Genomic DNA, 24645 nt, shown 5'->3' with positions numbered 1-24645 from the left:
CCACTTCCATTTCAAAATCAAACATCCTGTATGCTATGGCCGAAGTGATGCTTTGAAAGTATCCGGTTTAGGCAGGTTGGATGTATCCCTGTCCTTATCTTTTTTCTTCTTTTTCTTAGGCGTGGTGTCGTTTTCAGGCACCGTGTCCTTTGCCATAAAAGTGTTATATCCCTGATTGGTCGGCAGTGTGGATTCGCTTACAAACCCGTTACCTGCCTGGGCAACTACAAAGGCTATCATAAGCCCCAATACGCCTACTGGTACGATACGTGATTTCATTGGTCTTTCAATTTTTATGTGATTGATATGGTTTATACTGATTGATCTTTTAAACAGATTGATCTTTAGTGTCGTCTTCCTCTTCTTCTTCTTCATCGCCAGGGTCGTCGTAATTCAGTTCTTCATCGTCTTCATCTTCTTCTTCGTCTTCCACTTCATCGTTTTCTTCAGGTGGCGCGCCTGATGCGCTGCTGATGATGTGTCCCGGGCGGTCGTCTTCTACTATATCCTGGTCTTCCGCTTCCTGCACCTCTCTTTCCCTTTCAATAGCAGCTTCCTGGTCAAATTCAGCTGCCTGGGGATCTTCAGGCCATCTTTCTTCTTCGCCGCCAGCCCTGAAATCGCTGTTCACCGGGCTCGGATGAACCGGGTTGCCTGCGGCCTGCTGCTGTTTGTTAGTTTGCATGGCAATAGTTTTAAATAGTGAATGGATGTTTGTCTGTTGGTATAACTGTGCAAAATCCGATCCATGCAAAAACAACCGCAAAACAACCATGGAATTGTGTGAATCAGCGGCGCAAACTGTGCAACCTGCTCCCCGGCGGGTAATTATGGTAATAGTTGTTTTTGCCGCAGCGCGTCAAGTACCTGGGTAATAAGCCGGTGGCGCGCCTGGTTGAAGGAATTATCTTTGCTGTTGCTGATCCAGAGGCTGACCATCAGCTTCAGGTTGTTGCCTTCTATATTTTCAAAGAACACTTCCGGCGCTTTCCTTACGCCGCTCTGCCGTTCTTTTTTAACGATGTTTCGCAGCGTTTGCACAATATCGTCCAGCACGGGCGCCGGTTCTTTATTGAAGGGCACGGTGAAGTGCAGCTCTATTTTCCTTTCGGTGGTGAGGGAATGGTTGATGATGGGTTTCTGGAAAATGTCCTTGTTCGGGATGATCAGGTGCAGCCCGTCGAACGTGCGCATGGTGGTGGAGCGGAACTGGATGTTCTCCACGCTGCCGGTAAAGCCGTTCGTTTCGATCACATGCCCCACATCGAAAGGTTTGCGGAAAGTGATATAGATCCCGGAAATAAAGTTGGACGTGAGGTCCTGGAAAGCAAAGCCCAGCGCCAGGCCGATGATGCCCGCGCCGGCCAGCAGGGAACTCACGGCCTTGTCTAGCTTCAGTATTTCCAGGGAGGTGAACAGCCCGATGGCGAACACGATGAACCAGGCCACGCCCGCCAGCAGGTTGCTGATGGCCTGCTTGTGCGACAGCCGGCAGCTGAGCCTGTAAATGAGATTTTTAGTGAGTTTCGCCAAGAGGTAGAAGATGGTGAATACGATCACGGCCAGCGCCAGGTTGGGCAGCATTTTGATGGTCGCCTGGCCCCAGCGTTCGAGTTTTTCCCAGATAAGGTTCGTCCATTCCATGAAAAAAAAGTATACAAATACTGCACCATTCGGATAATGCTGGCTTTCAGGCCGGTTCGGATTACTAAAATACCTATGAGTACGGGTGCGCAGATACCTTGCGTGGTAAGCAGTATATTTGCGGATATGTACGCCATTGTAGACATCGAAACCACCGGCGGCCACGCCAGTGCAGGCAGTATCACGGAAGTTGCCATATTTATCCACAACGGGAAGGAGATCGTTCAGCAGTATGAAACGCTGGTGAACCCCGGCATGCCCATTCCCCGGTATATCCAGGCCTTAACCGGCATTACGGATGAGATGGTGGAAAATGCGCCCCCGTTTGAGACCGTGGCCGAAGAGGTCCATCATCTTTTGCAGGATAAGATCTTCATTGCGCACAACGTCAATTTCGATTATTCCTTCCTCCGCCACCAGCTGGACCTCTGCGGATATAAACTGCAAAGCAAAAAGCTCTGCACCGTGCGGCTCAGCCGCAAGGTATTCCCGGGCTTTCCCAGCTACAGCCTGGGCAACCTCTGCCGGCAGCTGAAGATCAATATCCAGAACCGCCACCGCGCCACCGGCGATGCACTGGCTACCGTGCAGCTGTTCGAAATGCTGATGGCTTCCGATACGCAGGGGGCCATTGAACAGGCGCTCAACGGCCGCTCCAAAGACAAATGGCTGCCTATCCACCTGCCGCAGGAACATGTGGAGGAACTGCCGTCAACACCCGGCGTGTATTATTTTCATAATGAAAAAGGGAAAGTGGTATACGTGGGCAAAGCGCGCAACATCCGCAAACGCGTTACCAGCCACTTTACGGGCAACAACGCAGGCCGCCAGCGGCAGGAGTTTATCCGGAACATTCACAGCATCACCTACGAAAAGACCGGCACGGAACTGATGGCGTTCATCCTCGAATCCGTGGAAATACGCCGACTGTGGCCACAATACAACAATGCGCAAAAAAGGATCGAGTCGAAGTTCGGGTTTTATTTGTTCGAAGACCAGCAAGGTTATCTGCGCCTGGCGATAGAAAAAAGAAGAAAATACAGCACGCCCATTTATACATTCAACATGATCGCCGAAGGCCATACGCGGCTGCGGGAGCTGATCCGGGAGTTCAACCTGTGCCCGAAACTGTGTTTCCTGCAAACGAGCCACGACGAATGCGTGGGCATTGCCGATAAAACCTGCAAAGGCGCCTGTGATAAGAAGGAAAAGCCCGTCAAATACAACAAACGCGTGATGCAGGCGGTGGAATATTTACATGCCGAGCAACCTTCGTTCGTGATACTGGACAATGGCCGCATGGCGTCGGAACAGAGCTGCATCCTGATGGAGAAAGGCAAGTTCTACGGCATGGGCTACGTTCCGCGCGACGTGGCAGTTTCGGACAGTGAAATGCTGAAGGACTGGCTGACGCAGTACCCGGAGAACGAGTTCATCCAGAACCTGCTGCGCACCTATGCCAGCACGAATGCAGGCAGGCTGCAGGCGATCTAGGCCGCTTTTCCCTGCTTCCTTTTCCTGAACCAATGCCGTTTCCACATCCAGAGGCCGCTGAGCACCACCACCGGCAGGAAAACGAACCGTACCGCGTTGGCGGCGGAAGGATTGCTGGCAACCGGCCCGTAAATATATCCCAGGATCGGTATGCTCAGCAGGATATGCAGCCAGCGGACGATCTTTCTTTCTGTAGATGCTTTCATGTGAGGGCGTGTTTGCTTCATGTCAAAGCTATCAACCAGCCGCGAAAGCTATACGGGAAGTAGATTATCAATGCAAATGTGTAGACGAACAAGGGAAGAATAGCGCCGCCGCTATCAGAATAACTCCGGCTGCCCCGGGGAAGCCTCTTCACCGGCTGCTCTCCAGCCGCCGTTCTTTTTCTCTTCCACCAGCTTTTCTTTTTCCTTTTCAGCATCCGCCGCGTCGATGCAGGTCTTCACCTGTATCTGGCCCTTGGTGCCGGTCTTGCCCTGCCGGATGAATAATTTTGAGCCGCTTACGGCCGCTTCCCAGAATTTTTCCGTTTTCCCTTCGCCCTGCAACAGCCGGGTAGTGCCTGCGGGCACGGCATCCTGCGGAATAAGGGCATTCAGCGGCGCGGCCTGCTGTGGTTTGCCCAGGCGGCGGAGAATGTCTTCCATCACCTTTTGCGGCTGTTGCAGCCAGTCTTTCGCATATACCGTCAGCACCTGCCAGCCGAAGCTTTCCAGCACCGCCGGGCGCTGGTAATATTGCTCCAGCACATTCTCATGCCGGTACCAGTCCTCATCGTCCACCTGTATGCCAAGGGAGAAGGCCTTATCCTTTGCATCCGCCTTCACGGCCAATGAGCAGCGGAAACCGCTCTGGCCCACCTGTTCGGAAACTTCCAGTCCCAGTTTTTCCAGCTGCTCCCGGATCTCTTTCAGGATAACGGTGCCGCCTGTACGATAACGCTGAGGGGATTTTCCGGTTGCCAGCCCGTCGAGGATATTGCGGGCGGCGGCCATATTGCCGGTGCTCACGTTCTCAGCGTATTGCAGGAAACGGCGCAGGTAATTGGCGCCGGCGTTGTACACATTGGTGATCTGGTGGTGACGGATGCTGCTTATAATGGCCATGTGCTGCCGCGCCCGGCTGAAGATCACGTTCAGTCGCTTTTCCCCGCCTTTTTTGTTGATGGGGCCGAAGTGCATGCTCATTTTCCCGCGATGGTCCGGGGCGTAACAAACGCTCATGATGATAATGTCGCGCTCGTCGCCCTGCACGTTTTCAAGGTTCTTTACGAACAGGCCGGTGAACTGCCCTTCGTCTGTGCGCTCGGTAGCGTCTTCCAGCAGTTCGTCGAAACGTTTGTCGTTGGCGCAAAGCGCTTCCAGCGCGGTTTCTATGCTATGCTGCTGTTCCTGGCTGAACGCCACGATGCCGATGCTTTCTTTCGTGTTCCTGAACAGCAGTTCCCGCACGAGGTGCGCGATATAAGCCGCCTCGGCGCTGTTGCCGCGTTTGGCGTAAGTGCCGCCGGGAATATGATGGTAGCTGATGCTGCGGTCGAACAGGGCGTTGACGTTGAACAATGCATCAGAGGACTGTTGCACGCTGATGGCGGGTTTCTCGTTCGTGTGAATGCTCCTGTCCGGTATAGTGAGCAGGCCCGCGCCGTAAAAGGCGTGGTTGCTGTAGCTGATAAGCGTTTCGGAGTGGCTGCGGTAGTGCCAGCCCAGCATGACGCTGTTCATTTTACGCGCGCCCTGTGTGAGCAGACTGTCCGCGTCGGCACTGAGTATCTCGTCTTCTTCTTCGTTGCGCTCCAGGTCGTCCGGATCGCCGGATTTGGCGGAGAAGAAGTCGGTGGGCGGCATCTGGCGGTCGTCTCCCACGATGATGGTCTGCGGTGCACGGTAGAGCGCGGGTACGCCTTCTTCGAGGGTGATCTGGCTGGCTTCGTCGAATATCACGGCGTCAAAGAAGGGCTGGTCCAGCGGGAAAGAGTCGCTTACGCTCAGCGGGCTCATGAGCCAGACCGGTTTCAGGTCGCGCAGCACAAGGCCGCTGCCACGGGAGCAAAGTTCGCGGATGCTTTTGTAGCGCATACTTTTGGAGAATTCGTTCTCCAGTATTTTACGGCCTTCCGCATATTGTTTCGCGAATTCCTGCTGCTCTTCCGGCACCTGGGCAAGCGCCTGGTTGCTGAGCTGTACATGTTCCCGGAAACGCTGGCCCACGTTGATGCGGATATACTGGGCGTTGAGCTGCAACAGTTCATGGTAGCAGTGGCGGATGGTTTCCACGGTCTGCTCCATGGCCTGGCTGCCGGTGTTGGCAAAGGGTTTATTGAACTGGTAGAACTGCCGCAGGGTCTTATGCGCCATGCCCGCCTCCATTTCAGCAGGGCTGAAGGGAAGGGAGCGGAGCGCCTGCTTAAGCGCGCCGGGCATATCGAGATAGTTGCCGAGGGCGGGCAGCAGTTCCTCCAGCGCGGGAGCGTTCAGCTGGATGCTTTCCAGCAGGTCGCGCAACTCGCGGAAGTTTTGCGGCGGCGGGTCCTGCAAGGTTTGTTGCAGCTGCAGATCAAGGCGGTGAAGGGGTTCCTGGAGGCCGGCGAGCTGTATCACAAGCTGTTGCGACTGCTCATGCTGCAGCAGGTATTGAAGGGCAGGCTCGTGCGGCTTCTGCCGCAGCCGTTCAATGGAGAGCCGGGTAAGCTCGATGTTCTCTATGCGGTATTGCTGCTGCACGGCTTTCCGTGCCTGGGCCAGGTTGCGGGCAGCGGCGTATTCTTCCTGCAGTTGCTGTAAAAGCAGGCTGAATGCAGGCGGCACGGCATGCTGCGAAAAATCGTAACTCTCGCGCATCCGCCTTTTCAGCCCGCGCCATGAGCCGGAAAGGAAGCGCCAGAATGATTGCTCGTGGCGGGTGGCAATATGGATCGCCTGTGCGGTGTCCTGTTCGCTGAATTTATTCCGCCAGCCAGCATTCTGCGCGGCGGCCCGGTCTGCTTCCTGCTGCAGCACGCGCAGTTGCGCAAGTTCTTTTTCGAATGCGATGGCTTCGGGGTTGCGCCCGTCCACCAGTTGGAGATTGTTGCTTTCTGCCAAGGGCAGCAGCAGCGTGGCTTGCAGCACGAGTTGCTTCAGCTCGTCGAAGGTTTCCGCGAAGCCGGTTATTTTCTCCAGCAGGCTAAGGCTCTGCGTGGTTTGCTGCTGCAATTGGGTGATAGGTTGCTCGGCGGCGAATATTTTTTCGTTGACGCGGCTCAGCGGGTGCAGGGCGAATACGGGTTCCGCGCCGCTTTCTTCCAGCGCTTCGCCCAGCTGCTCCACCATATTGCCGGATTGCAGCCATTGCCGGTAATGCGGCACGGTTTCTTCTTCGGCGGGAGAGAGCGGTTTCACCAGGTCTTTCAGCGCCAGCAGCCTTTCGATCAGCGCGCGCACGGCAATACCCGCCTGTTCTTCCTCGCGGGCGTGGGTGTCGTGAAACTCCTGCAAACGTTCCAGCTGTGTGCGCAGGGTGTGCAGCAGCGCGTTCCTTTTAACGTTGATGCTGTGCTGGTCCGCACCGGGCCGCAGGTTGGATTCGTAGGTGAGCTTGAGGTCGCGGATAAATGAACGCTTGTCTGCCTGGCTGTCGTGAATGTAGGAGCAAAGCTCATCCAGCCCCTGCTGCTTCAGGCGGTGGTATACTACGTCCAGCGCGGCGCGTTTTTCGCAAACGAAAAGCACCTGTTTGCCGCGCGCAACAAAGTCTGCTATCAGGTTGGTGATGGTCTGGCTTTTGCCCGTGCCCGGGGGGCCCTGGATGATGTAGCTCTCGCCGTTGCGGGCCTGCATGATGGCGCGCGCCTGCGTAGGGTCCGCCTGTATCACGTGATACCATTCCTCCGGCAGGGCGGGAGCGGGGGTATCTTGCTGTACCGGGCGCGGCTGGGTGCTGAAAAGCTGATCGAACACCTGGTGCTGCTGCGGTTGGTCTATGGCGGAATTGTAATCCCGCACGAGGCTCATTTTTTTGTAATTGAAGTTGCCCAGCACCACATGGCAGCTGTCGAACTCCCAGCGGTAAGGGTTGTGCTCCGCTTCCGCGAGCTGGAACAGCTCATGGTCTTCGGCGGTGGATGTGCGCGATGGTTTACGTTCAGCCGTTGGCGTTACCGGTTCCGGATTTCCTGTTATCGCCTGCGCTTCAATATCCCCGGCTGTTTCAGGCATGGATGATGTTTCATCATCTTGTTCCGGCTGTATACCATCAGGAATGTCTGTTCCATTATCTTCAGTAAGTGGCGCTTCATGTTGTTCAGTCTGTATATCAGCAGGAATATTTGGCGTTCTGTCTTCAATAAATGGCGCTTCATTTTGTTCAGCCTGTACATCAGCTGGAGTGTTCGAATCACCATCTTCAGCAAATGGCGCCTCAGCCCCTTCGTCAATAAAAAGCGCGGCATTACCCGGCGTTGTTTCATCTTCAGGTTCGTCCGGCCTGCGTTCCGCTACGGGCGGCATTACAGCCCGGGATAATTTCCGTTCTGCGGCGGCCTGTGTTTCGGGCTGTTTTTTCTGGTATTGCTGAACGGTATCTTTTGCTTCTTTGTAGATCAGCTTGATGCGCGGCTTTTGCATATGCTGCAATACAATGCCGCGGTTGGCGCCTTCCACCTGCATTTGCAGCAGCTGGTAGAACTGCTCCAGGCTCATTTCCTCAAGGTCCACGAGGTCCGGCAGCTCTATGCCGTAGAGCTCGCGGAGCTGGTTGGCCAGCACGGGATTCACTTCCGCGTTGTTGTCCGTAATGCTGAGCACGTACTGGTCGCCGCCTACCTGTTTTTTCTTTTTCAGTTCCACCGGGATCAGCAGCAGCGGGCTGAAGATCGTTTCTTCGGGGTCTTCCGGCAGGTTATGCCATTTGAGGAAGGCCACCACCAGCTTCAGCTGGCTGAAACCGTATTCCTGCACGTCTTTACGGGCTTCCAGCCTGATCTTGTTCAGGATGCCGGGCAGGTAGGGATGGTCTTCGAAACGCAGGTACCTGTTCAGGGAAAGGTCTTTCATCCCCGTTATTTTCTCCGCGATCTCGGGGTTCCAGGTGAAGAGCAGTTCAGGCCGGATGCTTTGGTGATGCAGCACCATGGGCACGCTGCTGATGGTGAGATTCGCAAACCGCGTGTTAGGCTTGTAATAGAGCAGGCGGTTCCTGCGGCTTACGTCGAACAGGCGATTGCGGAGCTTATTGAGAATGAAGGTCTGCCGTTCCGAGCGGTCGTGCATTACCCAGCCGGCCACCTGTGCGAGGTCCAGCTGTTTTTCGGGATCGAAGTCGCGGTAATGTTCCAGGCGGTGAATGGCTTCCTGGAGGTCGCTGGTGCGGTGGGCGCGGTTCAGTTCGGTCATTTCCGTGATGAGCGTGCCGATGGCCGGGTGCAGCTGCTTATATCGCAGCGGGTGCTGGCGCTGGGCCACCAGTTGGTCCAGTCCGCCGGGCTCGTAAAGGTTGATGCCGAGGGCCATGCTGGCGAGCACGAGGCCGAGGCAGAAAATGTCCGTCTGCTGGTCGTGGTGACCGAGCAGCATTTCGTAGCTGCGGTAGCCCGGCACATAAGCGGCATGGTGCAGGGGCTGGTGGATGTCGTGGTGGATGCGCAGGTTCAGCGCTTCCGGCTGGTCCGCCAGCAGCTTCACTTTATCCACCACTTCAAAATGGGGATTGTAGCCGTTGAAGAGCGTTGCTATACGGTCCGCGGCGTCCAGTTCGGGATGCGCGGCTTCGGTATTGATGATGATGGTGCGGGTTTGCACCTGCAAAGCATTTTCATCCCCGAAAGGGGCTACCAGTGCGGCGTCGTGCAGGGCCTGCACGGTGCGGAACAGCGGGAGCACAGCCGCGATTACATCGTCTGTAGAATAAGCGCCGTGCTGGAAGGCGGTTTGCAGGAACTGCCGGAATGAGATCGTCGTCAAATTATTCGTTTATACTGAACAGTGATTGCGGGTAAACCCCTCAAAAGTATCGATTTTCACCGCCCGGGTCAACGGGAAGAAATCCACATTTCCTTTCAAAAAAGGGAGCGGGGCTTCTACCTGTTTGAATGTCAATGTATCCGACGGTTTTATGAAAACGTTAAGCTGCAACCGCCCCGCACGGAAATGCCCGGCGGCGCGATTGCAGCTCTTTATAACGCTTAAAGCGGCTAAAATATTGGGAGTTGGAGGGTCAGGTGCCTGAGGTGAGTTTTTCCAGGTCATCGAGGTCCTTATGACGGGCTTCTTCTTGTTACACCGTAAACTGCAGCTCACTCAACCCTTTATACAATCCTTCCGCCCGTTCCATCAGTTCTTCGTGCGTGCCTTCTTCCACGATCCGGCCTTTGTCCATCACGAGTATCAGGTCCGCGCGGCGAACGGTGCTGAGGCGGTGGGCTATCACGATGGAAGTTCTTCCCAGCATCAGTTTGTCCAGCGCATCCTGTACCAGGCGCTCCGATTCGGAGTCCAGGGCGGAAGTGGCCTCGTCCAGGATAAGGATGCGCGGGTTGCGCAGCACGGCGCGGGCAATAGCGATGCGCTGGCGCTGGCCGCCGGAGAGCTGCACGCCTCTTTCGCCTACAATGGTATTGAGCCCTTCGGGGAAACGGCTGATGAACTCCCAGGCATTGGCCTGTTTGGCCGCGGCTTCAATGGCCTCTGCAGAAGCGGAAGGATCGCCGTAAGCAATGTTCTCCCGGATGGTGCCGCCAAACAGGAACACGTCCTGCGGCACTACGGCCATCTGGCTGCGAAGGTCGGTCAATGCGTACGATTGCGCGTCCTGCCCGTCGAAAGTGATGGCGCCGGAAACGGGATCGTAAAAGCGCAGCAGCAGGCTTACCACGGTGGATTTACCCGCCCCGCTGGGACCAACGAGCGCTACCTGCCAGCCGGGCTGCACGTCGAAGCTCACGTCTTTCAGAACGGGAATGTCTTTACGGGAAGGGTAGTGGAAGCTTACGTCCCGGAAGCTGATCTCTCCGGAAATGGGCGCCACGTCCTTTGCAGGAACAAGGCGGATATCTTCCACCGGCTCGTCGTGAATTTCCAGGAGATTTTCGGAAGCGCCCAGCGCGCGCTGGATGCGGGTATATATTTCAGCCAGCCCGCCGATGGAGCCGCCGATGAATATCGTGTAAAAAATGAAGGAGAAAAGATGCCCGATCTTGATATCGCCGGTTTCCATCAGCATGACCCCTTTCCAGATAACGGCCACCATGGCGCCAAAGAGGCCGAGAATGATGAAGGACACAAAAGCGGCCTGGTAACTGCCGGCCTTCACGCCGGTTTGAGCGGCGCTGTTCGTGGCGGTCTTATAGCGGCCTATTTCGAAATATTCATTGGCGAACGCTTTCACGTTAAAGATACCCTGGAGGGTTTCTTCCACAATGGTATTGGATTCGGCGATCTGCGTCTGCGCTTTTTTGGAGTACCGGCGGATGAGTTTGCCGAAGACCACGGCCAGCACGCTGATACCGGGCACGATGGCCAGCATGAAAAGCGTCAGTTTCCAGGAAGTGATCCACAGCAGCGCGATGCCGCCCACGATCACGATCACCTGCCGGAGGAATTCCGCGAGGGTGGTGGTGAACAGGTCCTGCAGCTGGCTGATGTCCGAAGAAATGCGGCTGTTCAGCTCTCCCACGCGCCGTTCGGCGAAGAACTTCATGGGCAGGCGCACCAGGTGGCTGTAGGTTGCCTGCCGCAATGCCGCCAGCGTTTTTTCGGTCACGCTCACAAAAATGCGCACGCGCAGGTAGGAGAATAAAGCCTGCAGAACCAGTACGGCGGCCAGTATCAGGCCTACGCGGTCTATTTCCTGCAGCAGCCGCTTTTCGTCACCGAGGTTGATCAGGTCGCCAAGCAGCTTTGGAAAGGCCAGGCTGGCGCTGCTGGATAGTAATAACATGACCAGGCCGATGGCAAACTGCCAGCGGTACGGTTTGGCGTATTCATATAATCGTAATGCCTTGCGGATACCGGTAAAGGTGATCTTTGAGCGCTTTTGCTCTTTCTTCTCCATGGGTTGAAATTAAAGCTTTCCTGCTGGAGTAGACGAATGGCGCGGCAAAATATTGTATCACCGCACCCGGTTCAGGAGCCACACAGCCAGGGCTGTTTCCGCCAGGAGGGCCATGGCGTAGGGCACGGTGGTGGATGAGAAGTCTCCCGTCATCCAGAAATAAAATGCCACCGGCAGGGTGACGCCCAGCCCGGCATAAGCAATGATGAACTTGGTATAAACAAAAAAACTATACGTGGGAAATTGTTTGCCCGGCTCGGGTTTTCGCAGCTTCCGCAGCAGGAAGATGTTTTCCAGGATGTCGCAGAGCCAGGCCCCGCCCTGCAAAGCGCCGATTATCCAAAAGAAATAGATGCCCATGCCGGTTTTTTCTCCCAGCATGTAACAAAGCAGGGCAATGGAAGGGTAGAGGCCGGCCATGAACAGGAAATCGACCCAAAGATGCAGCCGCACGGCCTTCCGCACGCCGGGCAGCATGTCGCGGATCATGCTGGTAAGCTCGCTGTCCGACACGGGGAACTGCAGGTCCAGGATATTAAAAATGCGGCGCAGGCCGTCCCGGTCACGGAAAAAGAAGCGCCGGGCGATCCTCGTCATCCAGATGGCCGTGATTAACACGATGGTGTAAGTGATCAGGAAATAAAGCATGGTCAAATATTTCGCGCCCGTGTGTTCAGCTTTTCCCTCGCGTCGTTGTCGGAGGTGTTCACAGCTTCGTGAACGATGATGCGGGCCTGTTTATACTCTTCCCATTTGAATTGCAGCAGGAAGTCGCGCGCGGCTTCGGCGCCGCGGATGAACAGTTCTTTTTGTTTGTCGTCCGAAATGTTGAAGTCCAGCCAGTTGAAATCCGCTACTTTGATAACGCCGATCCCTTTGCGGAACAGGTTGTTCTTGAGCAGGAAATCCTTGTCGTAATAATACCGCACTGTGTTGAACAGCTTGCCGAGGTAACTGCCCAGGCTCAGCTGGTCTGCCCGGTTCCGGGAGATATCTTCCGGCGTGGCATCGTCCAGCTCTATGCCGAAAGTGGGCAGGCGCGGCACGATGATCTCCGGGTTGTAAAGGATATTGATCGGGAAGTTGGACAGCACGCCCCCATCCACGAAACGCACGGAAGCGGGAATGTCCTTCGGTTCCATCAGCAGGTGTTTGGCCCAGCTGGCCTTGATGTCAGGATGGTCTCTCGGGATGTCGCGGATAATATGCGATTCGAAAAAGATGGGAATGCTCATGGATGCCCGCACGAACTCGGCCGGATGCAGGGAATCTTTGGTAACCCTGAACAGGTCCCACATGCGCGGGAATTCTATTTTGTTCTGGGTAATGATATCGGAGGTGATGAGCGTGATATCGGGCACCAGGCCTTTGGTAGGGTCATGTTTGACCTTCGGGTCGATGAAGCCGCTGCGGATGTGCAGTCCCTCCGGCGCCTGGCCTGCCGCGCGTTCCAGGTCTGAGATGGACTTCACGCCGTTCTCTTCGAGTATCATGCTGATCCAGTCCGTGAAGTTCCTGCCGGGATTGATGCCGAAGCCGCGGTTCTTCAGCCGCTGGAATAGGTAGGCAAAATACCCGCCCACCAGGCCCAGGGCCATCAGTAAAATACCTGTAAAAATATACGAAGCGATGGCGATGCCATGGAACACAGGGTATTTGTTGCGCAGGCCGGTGGCCACAATATCCAGCAGCAGCAGGCCTCCCAGGACAATGGCGGTGCAGATGGCCGCTTTGCGCACCCGCGCGCCGAAGTCAGTGGTGCTGATCACGGTTTTGATGAGCCATTTGGCAAAAGGATGGCCGTCCACGAAATCGAAGAAAGGTTTATCGCAGAGGTATTGCAGGATGCGTTCGGAACTGGTGAGCTTTTTCGTTTTGTCCGGCTTCACCACGGCCATGAGCATGGTGTTGATGGCGCCCGCGCTGGTGCCTGCGAGGCGCATGAATCGGATGCCTGCTTTTTCGAGGATGTAGGTGTAACCCACCAGCGCCACGCCCAGCACGCCGCCGCCTTCCTGCACGAGGTTCACGTATTGATAGCCTTCAGCGTCAAACGTATCGGAAACGGTAAGGTCTTTGAAATTGAACCGCGGCTCGCCGGCACGGTCTGTTGCGTCGGCCAGCTGCTCCAGCACAGCGGTTACGCGTGGATGGCCGGTGAAATCTTCCGGAATAAGGTTTTTTCGTGCAGGCATAGCAGTTTGTTTCTGGGAGGTAACAATGCCTGAAAATACTCAAATTATTTTATTCGAATGAACGAAATCCTTTGTGCTGGGCCAGGGCCAGCATTTCGCGGTCGCCGCTGCTGTCGCCGTACGCGTAAATGGTTTCGAAGGTGGTGAGGTGCACGGCTTCGCGGATGCGGCAAACCTTTTCGTTGCCATTGCAATTAGGTCCGGTGAGCAGGCCGGTCACGCGGCCGTCGTTGATCTGAAGGCGGCTGCCCAGGCAGGGAATGCCGAGGGTCTCGCTCCAGGGCGCCACCCAGTTTTCGGCGGAGGCGGTCACGATGTAGATCTTATGCCCTTCAGCCTGGTGCCAGGCAATGGCGTTGAGCGCTTTGGGCCGCAGCAGCGCGGGCAGGCGCAGGCGGCAGAAGTCGTTGCATTGCTGCTGGAACACGTCCAGCGAGGTATTGCGGAAAAAGAACTGCAGCACGAGCTCCTTCATGCGGTGATTGCTGATGAGCTTCATCTTGAACATCAGCAGCAGGGGAGAAAGCAGGGCCATGCCCGCATACAGCGCGGCTGGCCCTTTCTGGAACCGGATGATCTCAAAAAGGGTGTCTTTGCTGGTAATGGTACCATCGAAGTCAAAAAAAGCAATAACATTCTTCAAAGCTTCAGCTTTTTAAACATGAATTCGGGGATGCTGGTGATGATGAGCATGATATACCGCCAGAACCATTTGGTGTAGATCACGTTCTTCTTTTTACCGGCAGCGCTGAATATATCGTTGGCCACCTCCGCCGGTTTTGCCGTGAGCAATGGCGGGAGGGTAAGGTGCTGGGTCATCTGCGTGTCCACGAAGCCGGGCTGCACGGTCATCACGTGCACGCCTTTGTGGAACAGGCGGTTGCGCAGGCCGGAGAGATAAGCCGTGAAACCCGCTTTGGCGCTGCCATACAGGTAATTGCTCATCCTGCCGCGGTTGCCAGCCACGGAGCTGATACCGATTATGGTGCCGTGGCCAAGGTCGGCCATGGCTTCGGCGGCGATGTTCAGGATGGATACTGCGCCGGTATAGTTGGTGTTGATGATGCGGGAAGCTTCCTGCCAGTCGTGCTGTCCTTTTTCCTGGTCGCCCAGGTAGCCGAACACGCAGATCACAACGTCAGGCTGTACGGGGAGAGACTGGAAAAAGGAAGCGTGCGAATCGAAATCGAGCGCGTCGAAGGCATGGGATGTAGCCGCAACCTGGTGGCGGATCTTCAGATCCTGTTCCAGGGCGTGCAGTTGCGCAGGGCTGCGGGCCGCCAGCTGCAGGGTGTAACCGGCGGAAGCGTATTTGCGTGCAATGGCCACGGCCATGTCGGAACCTGCGCCTAAAATCAGTACAGTAGGCATATTAAGACTTACGTATTAACGGTGTGATGTTTAAGAATTGCCGTAATTAAATTGCAGGCGGTCGCTCTGGACGGAGCGGAATTTCCCGCCGGGATTGTAGGCCTGCACAATGCTTTCGAATTTACGGGCATTGGGGTAACTTTTCCAGAATACTTCCTGCTGCATCCGAGCGTCTTTACTCAGGTACAGGCGTCCGCCGTATTCCAGCACCAGCGCGTCCAGCTCGTCCAGGAAAGGGAACAGGCCTTTGCGCACGGGGAAATCCAGCGCCAGGGTGTAACCTTCCATGGGGAAGGAGATCAGGTCGTCCTGCCGGCCAAACACTTTAAGCACGGCAAGGAAAGAGCCCCAGCCTTTTTCGCTGATGCGGCGGAGGATGGCGGCCAGCCCGTCTTTATGCTCCAGCGGCAGCACGAACTGGTACTGCACGAAGCCGTCTTTGCCGTAACCGCGGTTCCAGTGATGGATGGCGTCCAGCGGGTAAAAGAAGGGCTCGTAAGGCACCACGTTCTCGATCACTCTCCTGGTGTTCTTGGCGTAATACAGCGCGTTGAAGGCTTTTACGGTAAAGTTGTTCAGCACAAACCCCGGGAGGTTGAACGGTACGGTGAGCTTGAGCTTGCCGGGAAGCGTAAGCGGGGCCTGGCGCTGTTTGGCATTCAATTCGTTTTCGGTGGCATGTTCGCCTACGATGAGAATGCTGCGGCCGAAGCTGTCGCCTTTCTGGAGACAGTCTATCCAGGCCATGCTGTAAGTAAAATGCTTATGCTCGTCGAACAGGCGGATGATCTCGTCCAGGTTTTTGGCTTTGATCTGCTTCTGTTTGATATAGGCGGTTTCGATCTTCTTCAGCCGGAACTTCACCCGGGTAATAACGCCGGTAAGGCCCATGCCGCCGCAGGTAGCCCAGAAGAGGTCGCTTTCCTGCTGCGGGGAGCAGGTGAGGAGCCCTTTGCCGGTCAATACCTGCATGCTGGTGATATGATTGGAAAAGCTGCCCTCGGCATGGTGGTTCTTGCCATGCACGTCAGACGCTACGGCGCCGCCGATGGTGATGAACTTGGTGCCGGGTGTAACGGGGAGGAACCAGCCTTTCGGCACGGTGATGTCCAGCACCTGGTCCAGCGTGATGCCGCTCTGGCATTCAAATATACCGGCAACCTCGTCAAACGCCAGTACTTTATCGTAGCGAAGGGTGGAAATGCTGTGCTCACCGAGGGACGCGTCGCCATAACAACGGCCGTTGCCCCGGGCAATGATGTGCTCATGGGTGTCAACATACTGCTTCAGCTGGTCTTCCATGGAGAAGGCCGCTTCGTCGCAATCCAATGCGGGATAATTGCCCCAGTTTGATAATTGTTTTCGCATTATTCAAAAAAACTTTTATTCGTCGGTAAATAAATGATCACATAAAAGCTCAGGATCCACAGGAGAATGGTTATTTGAATAAAGCGGTCTTTGTATAGGATTTTTGTGGGAGAACCTGTATCGTTGTCCACGTAAGTTATTTGCAAATATCGCATTAATCCGGCAATTACAAAAATACTTGTGTAATAAAGCCGGTAGGTTTTGAAGTAGGCCATGGTGAGCGGCGCCATGGTATACATGATATAAGCCACGATGATCACGGCGGAAACGAGGGCCAGCGAAACATTCAGGAAATCCATGTTATACCCTTTGGAGGCTTTGCGCATATCCTTCCCGGTAACGTCTTTCAGCACAATATCATCCCTTCTTTTCGCGATGGCCATAAACAATGCGAGGAGGAACACCATCAGCATGAGCCATTCGGAAACGGCTACACCGGCGAGCACCCCGCCGGACTTCACGCGCAGCACGAAACCGGTGGCTACGATAAAAATGTCCAGGATGGAAATGTTCTTAAGGCCGAAGGAATAGGCCATGTTCAGCACGAAATAAATGCTGAGCACGAACGCGAATTTTTCCGAGAGAAGCACTGCCCCGGCAAAACCCGCTGTCACCAGCACAAAAAAAAGCGCAAGGCCCGCTTTAGGCGGCACTGCGCCGGAGGCCAAAGGGCGCTTGCTTTTGGTGGGGTGGGCACGGTCCGCCTCAATATCGCGGTAGTCGTTGATGATGTAAATGCTGCTCGCGATCATGCTGAAACATGCGAACCCCAGGAGCGTCATGAAGATCTTGTCTATATTCCATATCTCGCCTGCAAAAAAGAGGGGGATAAACATGAAGAGGTTCTTAGCCCAGTGTTTTGGCCGTAATAATTTGATATATTGCACGGGATTACACATTAATGCGCCGCAAAATACAACGAATCTGAGGATTTGTCATTACTTTTAACCCCTTTAATAATAAAGTATTGTTATTTAGTAAATTATCCCCCGACATGAAATCGCATGCCCTTACGCCTCGTAAAGCGCTTCTCCTCGAAAGTTTGATCATTATTGGCCTGGCGCTTGTTCCATTGTTCGTCACATTTCCTTACCGCGTGAACATCTTTCTGTCCTGGGAAGGGGCTTACCGCTTGTCTGAAGGGCAGGCGCCGTACAAGGATTTCGGGCTTCCCCTCGGTTACGGCTACTGGCTGATGCCGGCGCTCTTTTTTAAGCTGTTCGGCCCGCAGCTGATCTCGCTTGTGAAAGCCCAGGTACTGCTCAACATCATAGGCGGCTTCTCTTTCCGTGGCATCCTCCGCAACCTGGATGTGGCGCCGGGCATAAGGGTGCTGTCCGTACTGCTGTTCGTGATATCTTATTCTTTCTTTAATTTCTGGCCCTGGTACAACAATACCGTGATCATTTACCAGCTGGCCGGGCTGGCATTCCTGCTCTGTGCGCTGAAACCCGGCGCCCGCTGGAAATGGCCCGCGCTTTTTGCCGCGGCGCTCTTTACCTTCCTGAGCTTTTTTACGAAGCAGGACGGCGGCGGGCTTGCGCTGCTGCTCGCGCTCGCGCTGCTGGGGTATCACAGCCTGGTGGAAAAACGCTGGCAGGAGCTGGCGGCGTTCGCAGGGTTTTACGCCCTGGTTGCCTGCGCATTCATTCTGCCCTTTGTGCCTCACGGTTTCGGCTACTGGTTTAACCACGGCCAGCCGCCGCATAGCTCACGCCTGTCCGTCAAAGACATCATCAACGAATTTCTCTATAATTCCCAATGGCTGAAGTTCTATTTCGTCGCTGTATTGGCCGTTACCATCCCGGCGCTGCGAGACTGGAAAAGGCTCTGGCAGGACAAACAAAAAATGCTCTTTCTGCTGCTTACGCTCGGCATCCTCGTGGAAGCCACGCTGTTCCAGGTAACCAGCTATACGCCGCCGGATAACAATATTTTCTTCCACAGCTTCGCTTTTGCCTACATCTTTGCCGGCCTGGCGCCGGTGCTCAGCCTGCAAACGGAGCAATGGAGAACTTTTTTGCTGAGTGCCCTGCTGGTGCTCTTCTGGTGGTCCGGCGCCTATTATAGGTACGCCGGCCGTATCGTGGACCGTCTCTTTCCCGGGAACGACCAAGGAGAGGCCATCCGCACAGGGCCAACCGGCGAGAACGTGGTAGGCCGGAATAATTACCAGTTCACCGCAGATACGATGGATGTGCCCGTGTCCCAATGGGTGTTCTCCTCCCTGCCGGAATTCAGGAAAATATATATGCCTGCGTCCACAAAAGAAGGCATCGACCGTATTATGGCCATGCCGGAAGCAAAGAAAGGGAGGGACGCAAAGGTGCTGAACCTGACCGAGCTGACGCCGCTGGACCATGCCATCGGCTACCAGCTGGAGACCGGCAGCAACATCCCGCTCTGGCATCATCTTGGAGTAGGGATGTTCAACAGGCAGCTGCACGGCTACATTGAAAAGATCCGCAATAAACATTATGACCTGGTGCTGTACGAGGATATGCCGAGGCATAATAACTTCTTTCCCTGGGCCATCCAGGACGAACTGCGGAAACATTACCGGCAGGTGGACAGTTTCCTGGCGCCCCGGAGACCCACTACCAGCGCGACCATCAAGGTATTTGTAAAATAACATGTAAGTTTGCGCCCATTCCCCGGCGGCACACCCGCCGGGGAGCCATGGCATCATGAAAACAACCGGCTCTTATAAACCTAAGCTCATCCTGGCGCTTGGCCTGGTATACATCCTCTGGGGCTCTACTTACCTGGGCGTGAAGATCGTCACGGAGGTGCTGCCGCCGTTTTTCCTTTCCGTGATCCGCTTCGTTTTTGCGGGCAGCATTATGCTGGCCATCGGTTTTGCCGTGGAAAAAGAGAAACCCACCCGCAGGCAATGGATCAACGCCGCGCTCATTGGCGTGTTGCTGATAGGCATGGGCAACAGCAGTGTGGCCCTGTCGCTGAAATACATGCCTTCGGGGCTGGTAGCGCTGTTCATTGCCGCGCTGCCGGCATGGTTCATCGGGCTGGACTGGCTGTTTTTCTCCCGGAAACGCCCCCTGGCGCTGACCCTTTGGGGGCTGGTGCTGGGTTTTGTGGGGCTTTTCTGCATTTTTGACCCTTTCTACATCGTTCACCCGGATACGGTTATACGAAATTACCCGCTGTGGCCCATCCTGGTGCTCACCGCCGGTTCCATTGCCTGGGCCTTCGGGTCTTTATTGTCGCCCCGGCTGGATACGCCCCGCCAGCTTACTTCTTCGGGCATACAGATGCTTTCCGGGGTGATCTGTTCCATCATACTGAGCGCTTTGCTGGAAAATGACCAGTGGACGGCGTTTCATGCCATGACCACCCGCACCTGGACGGCCATCGCATACCTGGTGATATTCGGGTCGCTGGTGGGGTATACGGCATACAGCTGGCTGGTAAACAATGCGCCTACGCAGGTTTCCGCTACGTATGCGTATGTAAATCCCATAGTGGCGCTCATTTTGGGCTGGGCTGTGCTCGGGGAAACCCTCAGCACGCATGCTTTCATTGGTTCGGTGATCGTAATTGCGGGAGTGGTGCTGATGACCATCAAAAAGAAATAGTTATTTGGCCAGCTCTACGTCAAACTGCACCACGTCCGGGTGTTGCAGCAGGTGGTCGTTCATTTGGGTGATAGAACCGTTAGGCCCGTGGATCTCGTATTTGCCTTCAAAGATCACGTCCCCCGTTTTATCGTCCGTGTATTTCCCCGTGGTGAGCCGGGTGTATTTCAGCTGGTGGCTGCTGAAGAGCGCTTCCAGGGCCTCCTGGGTAAGTGCGTTCCGGCGGTATTTCACAGCGTAATATTTCCTTTCCCGGCGGCGCACGATCAGGTCTTCCGCGAAGGTGAACATCCACAGGGCCAGCAAAGTGATGGCCACGGCCGCGGCGGCGGTGATGTATTGCCCTGTGCCGACGGCCATGCCGATGGCGGCGGAGATCCAGATCACGGCGGCGGTCGTAATGCCGTCTATGGTAAAGCCACCCCTGAAGATCACGCCCGCGCCTATGAAACCTACGCCGGTGAGGATATTGGAGGCAATGCGGTCTGCGGACGTACCTCCGCCCACCTGCTGGCTCAGCATGGTGAACAGGGCGGAGCTGACGCAGATCAGCGAAATGGTGCGCACCCCCGCCGCCTTGCGGCGGATCTCCCTTTCGAGACCCAGAAGGAATCCCGCCAGTGTGGCGGCCAAAAGGCGGAGGATCATCACGCCGGCTATGTCATGTGAAATTTCCATCAATCAGCAGCTTTGAGGAACGGGAATGTTGTTAACGGCGATCAGCCTGTCCAGCCTGATCACCAGCCCGTTATCAGCCAGCAAATATTCTGCCTTATTCAGCACGTAAAGGTCTTTCACCGTGGCAGACACTTCGTGTTCGGTGCCTTCTTCGTCGTAAAACTTCAGCAGGCATACGGTATGCATGGTCGCCCAGGCCTCCAGGCGGTCGTAATAATCACAATTGATGGGCGTATATGCGGGTTCGGGCGTATTCATAAAATTTGCTTTGTAAAATTAATCCTGACTGGAGTATTTTTGCAGCACTGAAAAAGGTAATCTATTAAAAAAAACCGGCATGTTAGAGTCTACATTTAAATTTCCTGACCAGACAGCCTTTTATAAAGGTAAGGTAAGGGACGTATACACCATCGAAGATAAATGGATGGTGATGTTTGTAAGCGACCGTATTTCCGCATTCGACGTGGTGCTTCCGCGCCCTATCCCGTACAAGGGCCAGGTGCTGAACCAGATCGCGGCGATAATGCTGGATGCTACGAAGGATATTGTGCCCAACTGGGTGAAATCCGTGCCGTTGCCGAACGCAACCGTAGGACTGAAGTGCGATACCTTCCCCGTTGAGATGGTAGTGCGCGGTAACCTCACCGGCCACGCCTGGCGTACTTACAAAAGCGGCAAACGCGAGCTTTGCGGCGTTGCCCTGCCGGAAGGCCTGAAGGAAAATGATTATTTCCCTTCACCCATCATTACCCCCACCACCAAGGCGCATGAGGGGCATGATGAGGACATTTCCCGCGAAGAGATCATTTCCAGCGGACTTGTAAGCAAAGAAGATTACGAGCAGCTGGAAAAATACACGCTCGCCCTGTTCCAGCGCGGCCGTGAGCTGGCTGCCAAACGCGGCCTGATCCTGGTGGACACTAAATATGAATTCGGCAAGATCGGCGACACTATTTACCTGATCGACGAGATCCACACCCCGGATTCTTCCCGTTACTTCTACGCGGAAGGTTACGAGGAAAAACAAAAGGCCGGCGAGGCGCAAAAGCAGCTCAGCAAGGAGTTTGTGCGCGAATGGCTGATGGAGAACGGCTTCCAGGGCAAAGAAGGCCAGCAGGTGCCTGAAATGACGGATGCCTTCGTGGAAAGCGTGACCAACCGTTACATCGAGCTGTTCGAGAACATTACCGGCCAGCAATTCAAAAAAGAAGATGTAAGCAACGAAGATTCAGAGAAGAAGATCATCGAAGCGCTGAAAGGCCTGAAATAATTTTCTTGCAGTATAACCGGAAAAGGGGCGGGCAACCGTCCCTTTTTTTTGTGATCGTCCGTTCCGGATAATGGCCGGTTGACTAAACCCGGTTACTCAATAACCCTGTTCAAGTTTCTATAGACTGATCACAGCCTGATGAACGGCGCCGTATATACTTTTTGTGCGCCTTCATAGATCACGCACCAATAGCTGCCTGCGGGCAAGCCGTCCAGCAGTATGGTTTGCAGCAGGTCCGTCACTTTCACCTGTTTAACGATACGGCCCTGTGCATTGAGGATGCAGAGGTCGCGGCCCTGGATGTCGCGGCTGAGCAATTGCAGCGTATGCACGGCGGGGTTGGGGAAGAGGAGGAAATTTCCCTGCCGCAATATGTTCACGGCCACCGGGTCTGTATAGATCACGCTGCCGCCAGGGGTTTCGAGCGCCGCGCGGTAATACACGATGCCTTCAGGCGGCTCTGCATCCCGGAGGGAATAGCTGAAGGCGGCTGAAACCGGTTGCCGGCCGAGGCTCAGCCAGTCCTGCTTTTGAAGGCGCTCCCAGCTGATCTGCCGCAAGCCGTAAGTGCTGCCGAGCTGAAGCTGGAGCAATACCTGTCTATCTTCCAGCAGGTCTGCCGTGAACTGCCGGGTATAACAGTCCAGGCCCTGTTTCGCATACGGAATACTGTTGCTGGCCAGCCCCATCTGTCCGTTGACAACGGGCTGCACGGCAAAATAAGCGGGCAGGCCGGCGTTTTTCTGCAATACGAGGAATGTGTCCGCCGTTTGCGCGTAAGCGGTCATTTCGGGCCCGGAAAGGCCGTAAACGATGTAATGCGAAGCGCCGCCGAGATCGTTCCAGGAGATCAGGGCAGAGTCCGCGCAATTGAAGCCAGTTTGCAGCCGCAGCGGAGGCGAGATCATAAAAGGCGGGCTGACGAACGTGCGCCCGGCGGTTTCCATTTTAAGCAGGGCGGGCGAGAGCAGGTTAGGCAGGGGCCAGGAAAGGCCGTCCTGCTGAAGCGCTGTGCTGTCGCCGATGGCCTGCCAGCTGGCCCCGTTGTTCAAGCTGTACGAAACCATGCCTTTCGCCGTGAAGGAGCTTTTCCAGCGGAGCGCCATTACTTCCCCGCCCGGGATGGCTTCATTTTCCGCGGGGCTTTGCCATTCAAAATAATCCTGCGGCATAAGCTGCCAGGTTACCGCGAATTTTTGCGTGCCGGTTACCCGCATCCCTTTTACATGAATAGTGTAAGCGCCTGCGGCAGGCAGGGAAATGAAGACCTGTTCCGTATTGTTGACACTGTCCCGGCCCCGTTGCGCGGGCGCGCCCAGGGCTGCTGCGCTGGGTTCGGCGCGTAAAGTCCAGGGCAGGTAGGTATTCCCGGAGGCGTCCGCCACGTAAAGATCAAGATCGTTGACCAGCGCCTGCGGGCTGTTCAGAGCAGCGGGCGGGTCGGTATAACAGAGGGTCACTTTGCAGAAGGCAGTGCCCGCGGGTATAGCTAAAATTTGAGTGTGTTCGTTTCCGTTAGTAACACCGGCGATCGTGAACCGCCGTTCACGGAGGGTTTGAGCGGCCTCCCAGGCATTCAGCGCCCCGAACCCGCTGCTGTGGTCCGCACCGGGCTGCGCAATATCGTCCGCACTGTTGATCAACACTGCTTTCAGCAGCGAAGCCGGCGGGAGGGAGGCATACTGCTGGCGGTAGAGCTGTTGCAACAACAAGCCTGTTCCCGATACCAGCGCCGCCGCGCCGGAAGTGCCGTCTTTCCCGTAAGCAACGATCTCCGGTTTGATGCGCCCGTCGTAAGCAGGCCCTTTTGAGCTGGCGGTAGGCACGGTGTTGTTACTTTCCGTGCCGCCCACGACCAACACATTTTTCGCCTGCTTGAAAGTACCGCTCAGGTTAGCCCAGCCCGCAACGCCGCTGTAGGGGCCGGTGGCGGAGGTTTGCTGACCGCTGTTGCCGGAAGAAAATACATGCAGCAGGGTATCCGCTGCATACACCTGCTCGTCGTATGCTACGGCTTCCAGCCCGTAATAATTTTCGATGCCCGTACCGTAAGAATGATTTTGCAGCGCAATGCCATGCTGCGTGAAATAGGAAATATCGTCGGCAGTCAAACGGTCGAACGAGGAAGAGGCCAGCAAAGCCGCGGGCGCCACGCCTTTGCCTGCAGGGCCCGAGTTTCCCGCGCCGGCAATGAATGTTGCCATGATGGTGGAATGCGGCTCCGTTTGCTCCGCCGCGAGCGCGGTGGGGATGTAACGTTGCCGGAGGTCTGTATCCGCTGTATCAAAAAGCTTTTCTTTGACGGACACGTGGAGGCCGTTGCCCCGCAAGGCCGGCAGCCGCTGCCATACGGTGGAAATGCGGTTCAGCCCCGGGTCGGCGGACGTAATCAGTATCTCCGGCTTTGCTATGCGGCGGGCGTCCGCAAATTGAACGGCTGTATCGCTGATGAATTTTTCCCAATCGCGCTTTGCCACTTTCTGCAACGCTATCCGGTCTTTTATTTCCCATCTTACAAAACGGGCATAAGCTGAAATATTTGAAAGCACGCTGATGCTGTCTTTTTCTTTGGCGGCCTCCACGGCAAGCAATAATGTTTCGGAAGCTTTCCAGTTGCTGTTAGCCGGCCAATAAGCCATGCTGCTGTCTTCCGGGATATTTTTAACGATATGGAAAGAAGGGCTGAGCGAACGTTTCAGCTGAAGCTGACGCGCATTTGCTGCGCTGGTGCGCACGAGAAAAAACTGTGCGGCGCTGCGGGGGGCTTTACCGTGATGGAGGGTATCTTGTGTGGAAATGGCATACCAGCTGACGATGCCGGGCTGCTGGGCGGAAAGCTGCAAAGAAAAGATGGTGGCCCAGGCGCAGAGGGTCAAAGTTAAACAGGGCCGCGTGAAAAAGTTGCGCATGCACTAAAACTATCATTTTTTTTTATCATGAAAAAAAATAGTATTATTGACTACGAAAGACCAAAAGAGAGCACTTAACAATAACCGAAGAT

General features: G+C 55.3%; 20 protein-coding genes. 4 read left to right on the top strand and 16 right to left on the bottom strand.

Annotation, left to right across the window (positions count from 1 at the left end; all coding sequences use genetic code 11):
• Nucleotides 1-33: 33 nt before the first annotated feature.
• The 3 genes from ACTJIK_RS15970 to ACTJIK_RS15960 form a co-directional block, all read right to left on the bottom strand.
• The gene (locus ACTJIK_RS15970) at nucleotides 34-279 is read right to left on the bottom strand and encodes a hypothetical protein (protein ID WP_440647825.1); all 246 of its coding nucleotides are present in this window, start codon (nucleotides 277-279) and stop codon (nucleotides 34-36) included.
• Between the two features lie 49 nt (nucleotides 280-328).
• Nucleotides 329-685, bottom strand: a complete 357-nt coding sequence (locus tag ACTJIK_RS15965; RefSeq protein ID WP_440647823.1) for a hypothetical protein — start codon at nucleotides 683-685, stop codon at nucleotides 329-331.
• A 143-nt stretch (nucleotides 686-828) separates the two neighbouring features.
• The gene (locus ACTJIK_RS15960; protein WP_440647821.1) at nucleotides 829-1644 is read right to left on the bottom strand and encodes a mechanosensitive ion channel family protein; all 816 of its coding nucleotides are present in this window, start codon (nucleotides 1642-1644) and stop codon (nucleotides 829-831) included.
• Nucleotides 1645-1719: 75 nt separating this feature from the next.
• Here ACTJIK_RS15960 and ACTJIK_RS15955 point away from each other — a divergent pair, with 75 nt between their 5' ends.
• Nucleotides 1720-3138: an exonuclease domain-containing protein gene (locus tag ACTJIK_RS15955; protein WP_440647819.1), complete on the top strand. Its 1419-nt coding sequence runs from the start codon at nucleotides 1720-1722 to the stop codon at nucleotides 3136-3138.
• On the opposite strand, the gene ACTJIK_RS15950 is transcribed toward ACTJIK_RS15955, so the two are convergent.
• The 10 genes from ACTJIK_RS15950 to ACTJIK_RS15905 form a co-directional block, all read right to left on the bottom strand.
• Nucleotides 3135-3344, bottom strand: a complete 210-nt coding sequence (locus ACTJIK_RS15950) for a hypothetical protein (RefSeq protein ID WP_440647817.1) — start codon at nucleotides 3342-3344, stop codon at nucleotides 3135-3137. The two genes, ACTJIK_RS15955 and ACTJIK_RS15950, sit on opposite strands and share 4 nt — an antisense overlap.
• Nucleotides 3345-3458: 114 nt before the next feature.
• Nucleotides 3459-9077 (bottom strand): AAA domain-containing protein, encoded by a 5619-nt coding sequence (locus ACTJIK_RS15945; protein WP_440647815.1) that lies wholly within the window; start codon nucleotides 9075-9077, stop codon nucleotides 3459-3461.
• Between the two features lie 9 nt (nucleotides 9078-9086).
• Nucleotides 9087-9362, bottom strand: coding sequence for a hypothetical protein (locus ACTJIK_RS15940; RefSeq protein ID WP_440647813.1), 276 nt, complete (start codon nucleotides 9360-9362; stop codon nucleotides 9087-9089).
• A gap of 28 nt (nucleotides 9363-9390) precedes the next feature.
• Complete coding sequence (locus ACTJIK_RS15935; protein WP_440647811.1) at nucleotides 9391-11166, bottom strand: ABC transporter ATP-binding protein; 1776 nt, start codon at nucleotides 11164-11166, stop codon at nucleotides 9391-9393.
• A gap of 57 nt (nucleotides 11167-11223) precedes the next feature.
• The gene (locus ACTJIK_RS15930) at nucleotides 11224-11814 is read right to left on the bottom strand and encodes a hypothetical protein (protein WP_440647809.1); all 591 of its coding nucleotides are present in this window, start codon (nucleotides 11812-11814) and stop codon (nucleotides 11224-11226) included.
• A 2-nt stretch (nucleotides 11815-11816) separates the two neighbouring features.
• Nucleotides 11817-13361, bottom strand: coding sequence for a patatin-like phospholipase family protein (locus ACTJIK_RS15925; RefSeq protein WP_440647807.1), 1545 nt, complete (start codon nucleotides 13359-13361; stop codon nucleotides 11817-11819).
• A 49-nt stretch (nucleotides 13362-13410) separates the two neighbouring features.
• Nucleotides 13411-14004, bottom strand: coding sequence for an HAD family hydrolase (locus tag ACTJIK_RS15920; RefSeq protein ID WP_440647805.1), 594 nt, complete (start codon nucleotides 14002-14004; stop codon nucleotides 13411-13413).
• Nucleotides 14001-14732 carry an SDR family oxidoreductase gene (locus tag ACTJIK_RS15915; RefSeq protein ID WP_440647803.1) on the bottom strand — a complete coding sequence of 244 codons (732 nt, stop codon included), beginning with the start codon at nucleotides 14730-14732 and terminating at the stop codon, nucleotides 14001-14003. The genes ACTJIK_RS15920 and ACTJIK_RS15915 overlap by 4 nt, the downstream gene beginning before the upstream one ends.
• Nucleotides 14733-14762: 30 nt before the next feature.
• Complete coding sequence (locus ACTJIK_RS15910; protein WP_440647801.1) at nucleotides 14763-16100, bottom strand: FAD-binding protein; 1338 nt, start codon at nucleotides 16098-16100, stop codon at nucleotides 14763-14765.
• Complete coding sequence (locus ACTJIK_RS15905; RefSeq protein ID WP_440647799.1) at nucleotides 16100-16999, bottom strand: decaprenyl-phosphate phosphoribosyltransferase; 900 nt, start codon at nucleotides 16997-16999, stop codon at nucleotides 16100-16102. Before ACTJIK_RS15905 ends, ACTJIK_RS15910 begins: the two co-directional genes overlap by 1 nt.
• A 95-nt stretch (nucleotides 17000-17094) precedes the next feature.
• On the opposite strand from ACTJIK_RS15905, the gene ACTJIK_RS15900 reads away from it, so the two are divergent.
• Together ACTJIK_RS15900 and ACTJIK_RS15895 are read left to right on the top strand one after the other, a co-directional pair.
• Nucleotides 17095-18732 carry a hypothetical protein gene (locus tag ACTJIK_RS15900; protein ID WP_440647798.1) on the top strand — a complete coding sequence of 546 codons (1638 nt, stop codon included), beginning with the start codon at nucleotides 17095-17097 and terminating at the stop codon, nucleotides 18730-18732.
• Between the two features lie 55 nt (nucleotides 18733-18787).
• Complete coding sequence (locus ACTJIK_RS15895; protein WP_440647796.1) at nucleotides 18788-19696, top strand: EamA family transporter; 909 nt, start codon at nucleotides 18788-18790, stop codon at nucleotides 19694-19696.
• Here ACTJIK_RS15895 and ACTJIK_RS15890 read toward each other — a convergent pair whose 3' ends face one another.
• Nucleotides 19697-20374, bottom strand: a complete 678-nt coding sequence (locus ACTJIK_RS15890) for an MgtC/SapB family protein (RefSeq protein ID WP_440647794.1) — start codon at nucleotides 20372-20374, stop codon at nucleotides 19697-19699.
• 3 nt (nucleotides 20375-20377) lie between these two features.
• Nucleotides 20378-20632, bottom strand: coding sequence for a hypothetical protein (locus ACTJIK_RS15885; RefSeq protein WP_440647792.1), 255 nt, complete (start codon nucleotides 20630-20632; stop codon nucleotides 20378-20380).
• Nucleotides 20633-20711: 79 nt separating this feature from the next.
• On the opposite strand from ACTJIK_RS15885, the gene ACTJIK_RS15880 reads away from it, so the two are divergent.
• The gene (locus tag ACTJIK_RS15880) at nucleotides 20712-21644 is read left to right on the top strand and encodes a phosphoribosylaminoimidazolesuccinocarboxamide synthase (protein WP_440647790.1); all 933 of its coding nucleotides are present in this window, start codon (nucleotides 20712-20714) and stop codon (nucleotides 21642-21644) included.
• Nucleotides 21645-21772: 128 nt separating this feature from the next.
• Here ACTJIK_RS15880 and ACTJIK_RS15875 read toward each other — a convergent pair whose 3' ends face one another.
• Entirely contained in the window at nucleotides 21773-24553 is a 2781-nt protein-coding gene (locus ACTJIK_RS15875) for a S8 family serine peptidase (RefSeq protein ID WP_440647788.1), read from the bottom strand.
• Nucleotides 24554-24645 lie beyond the last annotated feature (92 nt).

The sequence above is a fragment of the Chitinophaga sp. 22620 genome (genome assembly GCF_052044405.1).
In the GTDB taxonomy this organism is placed as follows: Bacteria; Bacteroidota; Bacteroidia; order Chitinophagales; family Chitinophagaceae; genus Chitinophaga.
The sequence above is the reverse complement of the archived record's forward strand: the minus strand, read 5'-3'. Positions and strand labels throughout refer to the sequence as shown.

Bases quoted from the DNA above. Each gene is read 5' to 3' on its own strand.
- ACTJIK_RS15930 (WP_440647809.1), bottom strand. From the start codon at position 11,814: ATGCTTTATTTCCTGATCACTTACACCATCGTGTTAATCACGGCCATC.
- ACTJIK_RS15900 (WP_440647798.1), top strand. From the start codon at position 17,095: ATGAAATCGCATGCCCTTACGCCTCGTAAAGCGCTTCTCCTCGAAAGT.
- ACTJIK_RS15915 (WP_440647803.1), bottom strand. From the start codon at position 14,732: ATGCCTACTGTACTGATTTTAGGCGCAGGTTCCGACATGGCCGTGGCC.
- ACTJIK_RS15935 (WP_440647811.1), bottom strand. From the start codon at position 11,166: ATGGAGAAGAAAGAGCAAAAGCGCTCAAAGATCACCTTTACCGGTATC.
- ACTJIK_RS15885 (WP_440647792.1), bottom strand. From the start codon at position 20,632: ATGAATACGCCCGAACCCGCATATACGCCCATCAATTGTGATTATTAC.
- ACTJIK_RS15925 (WP_440647807.1), bottom strand. From the start codon at position 13,361: ATGCCTGCACGAAAAAACCTTATTCCGGAAGATTTCACCGGCCATCCA.
- ACTJIK_RS15875 (WP_440647788.1), bottom strand. From the start codon at position 24,553: ATGCGCAACTTTTTCACGCGGCCCTGTTTAACTTTGACCCTCTGCGCC.
- ACTJIK_RS15965 (WP_440647823.1), bottom strand. From the start codon at position 685: ATGCAAACTAACAAACAGCAGCAGGCCGCAGGCAACCCGGTTCATCCG.
- ACTJIK_RS15895 (WP_440647796.1), top strand. From the start codon at position 18,788: ATGAAAACAACCGGCTCTTATAAACCTAAGCTCATCCTGGCGCTTGGC.
- ACTJIK_RS15955 (WP_440647819.1), top strand. From the start codon at position 1,720: ATGAGTACGGGTGCGCAGATACCTTGCGTGGTAAGCAGTATATTTGCG.
- ACTJIK_RS15880 (WP_440647790.1), top strand. From the start codon at position 20,712: ATGTTAGAGTCTACATTTAAATTTCCTGACCAGACAGCCTTTTATAAA.
- ACTJIK_RS15960 (WP_440647821.1), bottom strand. From the start codon at position 1,644: ATGGAATGGACGAACCTTATCTGGGAAAAACTCGAACGCTGGGGCCAG.
- ACTJIK_RS15905 (WP_440647799.1), bottom strand. From the start codon at position 16,999: ATGTGTAATCCCGTGCAATATATCAAATTATTACGGCCAAAACACTGG.
- ACTJIK_RS15890 (WP_440647794.1), bottom strand. From the start codon at position 20,374: ATGGAAATTTCACATGACATAGCCGGCGTGATGATCCTCCGCCTTTTG.
- ACTJIK_RS15910 (WP_440647801.1), bottom strand. From the start codon at position 16,100: ATGCGAAAACAATTATCAAACTGGGGCAATTATCCCGCATTGGATTGC.
- ACTJIK_RS15940 (WP_440647813.1), bottom strand. From the start codon at position 9,362: ATGACCTGGAAAAACTCACCTCAGGCACCTGACCCTCCAACTCCCAAT.
- ACTJIK_RS15970 (WP_440647825.1), bottom strand. From the start codon at position 279: ATGAAATCACGTATCGTACCAGTAGGCGTATTGGGGCTTATGATAGCC.
- ACTJIK_RS15950 (WP_440647817.1), bottom strand. From the start codon at position 3,344: ATGAAAGCATCTACAGAAAGAAAGATCGTCCGCTGGCTGCATATCCTG.